Annotated in this window: 10 protein-coding genes; 1 reads left to right on the top strand and 9 read right to left on the bottom strand. The window is 40.2% G+C overall.

Features of this window, described 5'->3' with window-relative positions; translation table 11 throughout:
- From LY11_RS24125 to LY11_RS24115, 3 genes are all read right to left on the bottom strand, one after another.
- Nucleotides 1–252: transposase (locus LY11_RS24125; protein WP_146610911.1), on the bottom strand; the 252-nt coding region annotated here is incomplete at its 3' end.
- Nucleotides 253–292: 40 nt separating this feature from the next.
- The gene (locus LY11_RS24120) at nt 293–580 is read right to left on the bottom strand and encodes a type II toxin-antitoxin system RelE/ParE family toxin (protein WP_111636169.1); all 288 of its coding nucleotides are present in this window, start codon (nt 578–580) and stop codon (nt 293–295) included.
- A 2-nt stretch (nt 581–582) separates the two neighbouring features.
- Nucleotides 583–798, bottom strand: a complete 216-nt coding sequence (locus tag LY11_RS24115; RefSeq protein WP_111636168.1) for an addiction module protein — start codon at nt 796–798, stop codon at nt 583–585.
- A 243-nt stretch (nt 799–1,041) separates the two neighbouring features.
- Here LY11_RS24115 and LY11_RS24110 point away from each other — a divergent pair, with 243 nt between their 5' ends.
- The gene (locus tag LY11_RS24110) at nt 1,042–1,728 is read left to right on the top strand and encodes a hypothetical protein (protein WP_111636167.1); all 687 of its coding nucleotides are present in this window, start codon (nt 1,042–1,044) and stop codon (nt 1,726–1,728) included.
- Between the two features lie 65 nt (nt 1,729–1,793).
- Here the strand turns inward: LY11_RS24110 and LY11_RS24105 are convergent, their stop codons facing one another.
- The 6 genes from LY11_RS24105 to LY11_RS24080 are packed head-to-tail and all read right to left on the bottom strand — an operon-like array spanning nt 1,794 to nt 8,565.
- The gene (locus LY11_RS24105; RefSeq protein ID WP_170132765.1) at nt 1,794–2,162 is read right to left on the bottom strand and encodes a helix-turn-helix transcriptional regulator; all 369 of its coding nucleotides are present in this window, start codon (nt 2,160–2,162) and stop codon (nt 1,794–1,796) included.
- Nucleotides 2,159–3,376, bottom strand: coding sequence for an AGE family epimerase/isomerase (locus tag LY11_RS24100; RefSeq protein ID WP_111636166.1), 1,218 nt, complete (start codon nt 3,374–3,376; stop codon nt 2,159–2,161). Before LY11_RS24100 ends, LY11_RS24105 begins: the two co-directional genes overlap by 4 nt.
- Nucleotides 3,373–5,061: a DUF5060 domain-containing protein gene (locus LY11_RS24095; RefSeq protein WP_111636165.1), complete on the bottom strand. Its 1,689-nt coding sequence runs from the start codon at nt 5,059–5,061 to the stop codon at nt 3,373–3,375. Before LY11_RS24095 ends, LY11_RS24100 begins: the two co-directional genes overlap by 4 nt.
- A 1-nt stretch (nt 5,062) precedes the next feature.
- Complete coding sequence (locus LY11_RS24090; RefSeq protein ID WP_211321648.1) at nt 5,063–6,097, bottom strand: glycoside hydrolase family 26 protein; 1,035 nt, start codon at nt 6,095–6,097, stop codon at nt 5,063–5,065.
- Between the two features lie 27 nt (nt 6,098–6,124).
- Nucleotides 6,125–7,048, bottom strand: coding sequence for a hypothetical protein (locus LY11_RS24085; RefSeq protein WP_111636163.1), 924 nt, complete (start codon nt 7,046–7,048; stop codon nt 6,125–6,127).
- Nucleotides 7,048–8,565: a RagB/SusD family nutrient uptake outer membrane protein gene (locus LY11_RS24080; RefSeq protein WP_111636162.1), complete on the bottom strand. Its 1,518-nt coding sequence runs from the start codon at nt 8,563–8,565 to the stop codon at nt 7,048–7,050. The genes LY11_RS24085 and LY11_RS24080 overlap by 1 nt, the downstream gene beginning before the upstream one ends.
- Nucleotides 8,566–8,580 lie beyond the last annotated feature (15 nt).

The raw sequence follows: 8,580 nt of genomic DNA, 5'->3' as shown, positions 1-8,580 counted from the left end.
CCGTTCCATCTGCGTTTCACGCAGTTCTTTTTTCAAATTAGCCACCTCTTGCTCAGCTGCGCTGAGGATAACCTTTCCATTCCCAGGAAAACTGCTGCCTTGCTTGCTGGTGAATTCCTTACGCCATCTATATAATAAAGTCACATTGATATCCAGTTCTTTCGCAAGTGCAATTAGATCTGTACGGGTGTTACTCAGTTCAACGCTCATCAGCTTGAACTCCTTCGGGTATGCTTTTCTCTCTCGTGACATAATATTCTGTTAAGATATGTAAATCCTCTTAACTCTGTGTCTACTCAAATATAGCAACTCCACTAGTGTGTAATATTGCAAAAATGACAACGCTTTCATCTTCAATTAAAAAGTGAACCATAAATGGGAATTTCTTAATTATCATACATCTAACGTCACTATACCGAATTTTGTAAACTTCAGCTGTATTATTTAGCTTACCGATCTGTTTTATCACTTGCTTTTGAAAACGTGTACCTAAGCCATAAGATTGTTCATTATACCAATCCGTAGCTTTTTGAATATCAGTCAAAGCCTCGGGAAAGACTTTAATTTTATAAGATGGCATTACTACGATTTAAGGTTTTTTGATGCAACATTCCAATCTGGTAAAATTTCCGGATTAGACTTATATTCTGAGATTCTTTCATTTACTATATTCTGATGCTCTATAGGAATGTTTATATCTTCAGACCAGATAACCTCGTTAAGTTCCAGTTTTTCAGAGGGTGATAATTGTTTCACCGCATCTATTAATTGTCTAAATGATAATTCTACAGCGATCATAGTATTTTCTTTATGCCTTTAACAAATTTAGTTAAATTTCACCCAAATACAAAAAGCATATAGAATGACTTCAAAGCCTGTGAGGAGCCTAAGGCCTTCAAACCCTTACAAACCTCCCATAACTGCCCACCTGCAAAACCAGCACTATAATGCTAATTTTCAGTACTATACCTCAAAAATTAATAATATTTTTAACAGAACTTAAGGTCTTAATTAACCAATTATAAACTTTAAATTAAGATCATGAGTAAACTATTAAAAAAGGTGGCCAGGTCATCTGTGACAACTTTAATTGCTATTCTTTGCTTAACTGCCTGTAAAAAAACCATTAAACCATCGGGTGAGGATAGCACGACCACACCAAGAGCTGTAGTTCAACCTAATGCCTTTAAGCTTTGGGGAACCTGCACAAATCCCTACCTCGGCAGTGGTGGTGTAATTGTTCCGGTGGGCAGCAATAGCTGTTCGCCAAACTATGTAGGCGCTCAACAAAACAACGGACAAAATGCAAATGGATTTTCGTTCTACGGTTGCTTTAAAGGAGGAACCAATGCACCAAACGGAGCGAATGAAGCTTCCGTGTTTTTATGTGATAACATCACTACATGGACGGGCAAAGAATTTGGATTTACAAAAACATTAAACGACAATGCGTTGAAAGCCTATCTGCAAAGTCCGGGTAATGTATTTATCTATCAGACTTTATTATTAAATGATAATGGCTACCATAACTTCAAAGCACAAGTTCAGTCGGGCGACCATAGTAAGGTAGATTTTTATATAGATGATGTCTACAAATTAACACTGCAAAATCCTGGTCAGAACTATTATAACAACTATGATTATTTTGTAGGAACAACGCACCGGACTGACGGTGGCTGGAGTTCAACTGGTCAGCAGATAGAAATGTACAGCATTAACGTGTGGTAAGCAGCTGATTTTTTCACTATGTCCATGTCAGGTACATGGATATAGTGAAAATTATCGCTCCTGCATTAATTCCACGCTTCCTTTTTAACAATAGGTTTGTTTAAAGAATAGTCCTTCGGCCTGAAGCCAAAATAGTCTACGAAACATCTGTCAAAATAGGAATGACTGCTGAAGCCGACTTCATAAGCAATTTGTCCTATATTTAATCTCTCCTCCTGCAGCAACAGCAAACTTCTTTTTAATCGTACAGATTTGATAAATTCATGCAGCGTCTGGCAGGTTGAATTTCTAAGCCTCACATAAAGTACTGTTCTGCTCACGCCAAGATGATCGCAAATAACAGTAGCATTCAAAGATGTATCCCTGATATTCGCTTCAATAAAAATTAGTAAACGATTTAACAACATCGTATTGTAGGATTCTGAATTCTTCATTGTACTGCATTTAATCTCCTGACCACCTCCATACATGCTCTTGAATTATGATATGGGCACTTCCATAAACCCGCTTTATCCTGGTTTTGCATAATTGCCCCACTTTCATTTCTTCCCCAATACCATTCACCATACTGAGCGTCCAGAAGTTGATCTTTAATAAAATCCCAGCATGTTGCAGCCGTAACTAAAAATAAGGGATTATCATTCTGCTGCCAGGCGCTAATGAAGCCTACCACAGCTTCTGCCTGCACCCACCAGTGCTTTTCTTTGTTAAAATGCGCAGTGCCGGGTTCATACTCATACCCAAGTGCACCATCCCCTGCTAATCCTTCCAGCGCAGCTGTCGCCATCTTTACTGCTGTTTCTTTCATTTTCTGAATCCAGTACACATCATCAATTGCTTCAGCTGCCTCCAGTAAAAGCCATGAAGCTTCAATGTCATGTCCGTAGGAAATAGTATCAGACTTCTTATTCCAGTTTTCATCAAAAAACAGGGTCATATGCCCTGTCACCGAATCAATAAAATAAGTATCGAAAAGATAAAGCAGTTCGGCTATTCTTTCCTTAAGGCCATCGTCCTGCCATATTTTGTAAAGTGTGGTGAATGCTTCCAGCACATGAAGATGAGTGTTCATGGTCTTCTTTTCGTTCGCATCTTTATCGCTGAGCCTTAAATCTGAAACTTCTGCCCATTCCCGGGTAAAAGCTTCAAAATAACCGCCATTTAATTGATCATAACTATGGTCAATCAAATCATTGTATAACTTAATCGCCATTGTTTTAGCTTCCTGTTTGCCAAAAGCCAGGTCATATTCGCTTAACCCATAAATAGTGAAAGCAAGTGCATAAACCTGTTTTTTGGTTTCCACAGGAATCCCCTGATAATCAACAGACCAGTATACACCTCCGTATTCAGCATCAACCAAGTGATCTTTAATATAGGTAAAAGCCCGATCTGCCATCATTTGATAAGATCTCTCTGGCTGAAGCCGGTAAGCAGCAGCGAAAGACCAGAGAATTCTTGCATTTAAAACTCCGCCTTTATCAGCCTTTAAGTCAGTTACATTATCTTCAGTAATCCTTCCATAAAAACCTCCATGAGTTTCATCAACAGTAAATTTAACCCAATAAGCTAAAATTTGATGGAGTTCCTGCTGCATTTCTGCGCTTAAAGACGCTGTGATATTAGCTATGATTGGTGTAGATTTCATTTTTCTTTACGAGTTAGGATAAGAACAGTCTCTTGTTTTGGAGCTAAGCTGAAGTTTTTCAGTTTCAAACCTCCAGCATTTAACACTTCATTTTTTAGCGGATGATATTTTCTGGTTTCCGGATCATATTGCTGTATAACATAAGCTGCAGAGGTCAATGAAGGCACAGCAACGTCAGCCGCAAAAACTTCCTTCGTATTGTTCAGTAAATAGATAAAAGTTACCTCCCCGCAGCGCAAACCGTAGGTTTCTAAATTCTTTGCCAATACAGGAACTGGCTCAAAATCACCTTTTCCGCTTTTCAGCATCTTGTCGCTGATTTCCCGGACACCTGCAAAATATGGGGCCATTTGCTCATCATCGAATAATTCCCACCACCAGCTCATCGGTAAAATAGGGGTCGGACTGAATAAACCATACCACAGACCACGCTTAAAATCATAATTAAATGCAGTGGAATATTGCGGGTCTGCATCTTCCCAGCGGTAACCAAATTCACCAATCACATAAGGCTTCCCGAAATTGCTGATATAGTCTTTATAAATAGCAGGAATTTTCCCGGTATGTTTATAAATATGTTTCTGATTAAAGTCTATATAGGGAATAGAGTTCATACCGATAATATCACGATGTGAGATACTGGTAGTCACCATATGCTGATAAGGATCAAGATCTTTAAGGTAACGGCTCATTTCCAGGTGCCACTGCGCAATGCTGTTTAAAGGGATAATAATTCCATCATCCTCCGTAAAAGCAGCATTGTCTACCTCATTAAAAAACTCCCAGGCAGCGATATGTGTACTGTAACCCCAGCGCGCTACACAGTAGCGTAATTTATTCTTAAATCTATCTCTTGCAGCGTCATTGCTAAAGAAATCTGCAGGTGTTTTGGCAGGCCCGCCATTGATTACATTGTACGGGCTATCCTTCCAACCGCCTTTTTCCATAAAATGACCATGCCATTCCAGGGTAAGCATAAAATATAAATTCAGTGAATCCGTCATATTCACCAACTCATCCATCCTCTTGATGGCCCCCGGATTAAAGTAGGCTGAAGTATTCTGGTATCTTTTGGTCATGTTTACTTTTTGCCACTCCAAAGGAAGGTTCCAGTAACTCATCCACGTCCGGAAAAAGTTAGCCCCATTTTTTGAGAGCGATGGCAATAAGTAATCATACGTCCATTTATCATTTTCGAATGACCTGGATTCCCAGGCTATATTTTCGCCAATGCCACGAAACAAATCACCGTTATCGAATTTAAAGGTATAAGCATTGTTTTTGCGCAAAAATCCTGGATCTGTACCATTAGTTAGTGAAACGAAAGTCATTTCTTTAGATAATACAGGTTCTTTATTGCTTTCAAGTTCAAAATGATATAGATATTTCCCATCCTCCAAAGGAGAAAATCTGGCTTTCCATACTGCTTTCCCAGCCTGAATATCAAAATAACAAGGCAATATTATTGGTTTCCCCGAAGGAGAGGTGAGTATCATATTCATGCTCACCTCTTTTTGATCATAAGGATTTTTATAATCGCCCGTACTGATCACCGACCATTCTGCTTTTTTATATTGTACTATTTTTTCAGAAGGCACAGTAATCTGCCCTAAGGTTTGTGCGCTGGCAAACTCTGCAAACAGCATAGCCATTATTAACAAAGTCAAGATTAGTTTTTTCCCCATCTTACCAACCTTTCATCTGATCCAGCATAACCACATTCGGAGCACTATGCAGCGTTTTGATTTCTGCAGTCGTATTCTTCTCAAATTGCAATTCAGACCAGCCCATAAAAAATGTCCATTTAGGTTGTTCCAGCAGCTGTTGTACCGTAGGGAGTTTCTCACATTCCCCTATAGCTATAGGTTTGCCTGCAGCAATATCAACCATCGCTTTATATTTAGCGGCTGTATACCCGCTGCCGTCATAAATGTCAAGGGCTGCTACATCCCAATAAGCGGCTCCAGGATTATAGCTATCCAGATCAGCTTTTAAAGTGCCGAAATCCTGCATATCCCATACCCAGATCAGGTTGGAGAGTCCCTTGGTATTTTTCATATAATCGTGGGTCATCCGGTATAACTTAGCAGTACCATTGATACCCGGACGACCGCCCCACCAGAATTTACCCTGGTTCATTTCGTGCAATGGCCTGAAAAGGACTTCAACACCTGAATCTTTAAGCTGCTGCAAGTAAACTGCAACGTCGTCCATCATTTTCTTCCATTTAAGGTTTACGGTTGTACCTTCAGTCAGCAGGTCATTAAACTGGGCATCGGTCATTTTACTCAGCACCCCTTTACCATCATCCCAAGCACAGGGTTCATTCAATGCCGGGTTACAGGAATGCCACATGATGTTCACTACAGCACCTTGTTTCCACTGTTTTTTAGCTTCATCGATCATGAGCTGCCTGTTATTGATGTTCTCTGCCTGAAACAGAAAATCACCGCTCCATAAAGCCGGGTATTTACCGGTTACCGTAAATACTTCATTTGTCCACCGGGCAGGCGTAGCATTCGGTTCCCGGTTATGTATTCCTGCCATTGTCTTTTTGCCGGAAATGCGATATAAATAATTCAGCGTTTTAAATGGTGTATTCGGTAATACTTCAACAGGATCTGCTGGTGAGATAACAGGTTCCTCTGCCCCTTTTGCTTTACAGGAAATGAAAGAAAGCAGAGTCAGGCTCAGCAGCAGGTTAAAAATTGACTTGTTCATCTTCATATATTTTAGTTGTTGTCCGTATTAATTTCTTTTTTTAACATCGATCCAGTATTTACGCGGATGTGAAACAATCTTATCGTAATCAGAATAGATAGCGCCATAGTTATCTACACCATTTAAGGTGAATACAAAAGCCTGATCAGCAATTGTTTTAGTAAGTCCATTTCCGAGGGATTCAGTGCCTGCGCCTGCAAAGGTGCCAACTGTAGTGGTTTCGTCCGCAAAAGTAAAAGTAACCGTATTTGCCGTATAGTCGCGGCTCCATTTCCCATTACCTTTTGGAATTTTCCGGTAAAAGTTATTTACGTCTGTTTGCGGTGTACTTGTAAATAAAAAGTTGGCATACAAACCGTCAGCCCCGGCATCATTGGTAATGGTACCGTATGTTTTCCCATCTGCAGTTGAGCCTGAATAAGTAAAAGTAAGGACGTTATCCAACTCTGCTGCTGGTCCTGCAGCAGGCCACACAGGTTTAGTTTGAAGGCCAATAACACCACCTCCGCCATATTCCACACCTGTACCACCATAAACCATCAGCCCTTTAACATCATAGGTTCCCAGCAGGGTTTCTACGAAAGGGATAAGCTGGACCTTCCATTCACGCGTTTCTCCGGATTCAGCTGTTACTTTATAAGTAGTTTCATTGTTAGTAGCAAAACTAACTGCTTCACCAGAAGCAGGACTCAGTTGCGCTTTATAAGAGGATTGAACTGTGGGAATTATTTTAGTCAGGTCAGTCCCCTGCTGAATCAGTACATTTATTTTCACCACTCCGGCTGTGCGGTCAATAATTGCCGGACCAATTTGTCCGCTTGCGAGGGTAAATGCTTCAATAGAACGTTCGTTGCTGGTGACCCCATTATAAGGATCTTTTCTGCAGCCGCTAAGTAAAGCTATTGCGATAAGGGATATAACCAGGCAACTATATATTTTTGTAGTCTTCATTACGGTTTCATTAAAGGGTTAGTATCTAATTCTCTTTGTGGAATCGGGAAGAAGTAAGCTCCACTGGTAATGGTTTTACCATATTGCTGTACGAGTACTTTTTCCATCGTATTCGTTCTTCTCAGGTCGAACAAGCGATTGCCTTCAAAAGCCAGTTCCCAGGAGCGCTCCAGTACCACGGCATCCCTGAATTCCTGTAAACCCAGTGCAGGATTTAAAATACCTAAACCAGCTCTTGACCGTACTTTATTCACAGCAGCATAACCATCTGCGGTGGGCCCGCTTGCTTCTGCATAAACCAATAGAATATCAGAATAACGGATTACAGGTGAATTGCAACTGGTTTTATCTCCTATACGTAATGGGTCAATAAACTTGCGGCTAAACGGTCTGGAACTACTGGCTATGTCCAGGTTATAGACTTTACCATCATTAACATAGGTAGAAACGATAAGCTGGGATTTCCGCTTATCGTTTGTAGGATAACCATTGTAATGTGCTGCCTCGGTTAGAAAATGTCCCCATCCCTGGCCAATATTAATAGAGGCACTGGCAGGATTATTGGCATCATATAAAATGGTCATTGGCCTGTCTCCCGCAAGGAACATATTGGTCAGCTTTGAATAGTTACCTTCAATTTCCCCGGTACGGTCTACCGCAGCATCAAAAATATGCTCTGAAGCAGTTTTCTTATAAACTTCTGTATTCCAGATGTCTGGAAGATTATTGGTGAATACAAAATTCGACTGCTCATTGATTACTTTTCCAGCATAGATTTTAGCCTGATCATACATAGCAGACGCATCCGCAACAAATTCATATTTTGGAGAGCTGGAAGTTTTTGCAGAAGCAAGCTGCAGGTAAACTTTAGCAAGGAGTGCCTGGGCCGCTGCTTTATTGGCGCGTCCTTCATCATTTTTAGCTGGCAGCATTAATTCTTCTGCACTTTTAAGATCGCTGATAATTAAATCATAAACTTTAGATACAGGTGATTTTTCAGCAGGAATCTGAGATACATCGGCAAGAGTCTCTGTTCTTAAAGGTACTTCTCCAAATAAACGGACCAGGTTAAAATAATGTAGTGCCCGTAAGAAATGGCCTTCTCCAACGATCTGGTTCTTATCTGTCGCACTCATATTTTCTATTCCCGGCACATTGATAATAACTGCATTTGCACGTGAAATACCTCTGTAAAGATAAGTCCAGATATTATCCAGGTCTGAATTAGTAGAAGTAGTGCGCAATTGATCAAGCTCAAAATTTGAGACTCCGGCATCACCTTTCTGACTGAGGTTTTCCGTAGGCAGTTCAGTAATAATATAATATCCCCTGGAATAATAGCCAACTTCCGGCAGGATGGAATAGGCATAGATAACTGCCGATTTTGCATCTGCAGCAGTTTTATAAAAGGATCCTGTATTGGTTAAACCATAAGGTTTTTCATCAAGCTTTGTACAACTGCTTGTGCCAATTATTGCAACAAGCAACAGACTGTAAATATAATTTCTGTAATTCATTTTTTCGGTCTTTAA

It is taken from the genome of Pedobacter cryoconitis, from assembly GCF_003259615.1.
Classification (GTDB): Bacteria; Bacteroidota; Bacteroidia; order Sphingobacteriales; family Sphingobacteriaceae; genus Pedobacter; species Pedobacter cryoconitis.
The sequence above is the reverse complement of the archived record's forward strand: the minus strand, read 5'-3'. Positions and strand labels throughout refer to the sequence as shown.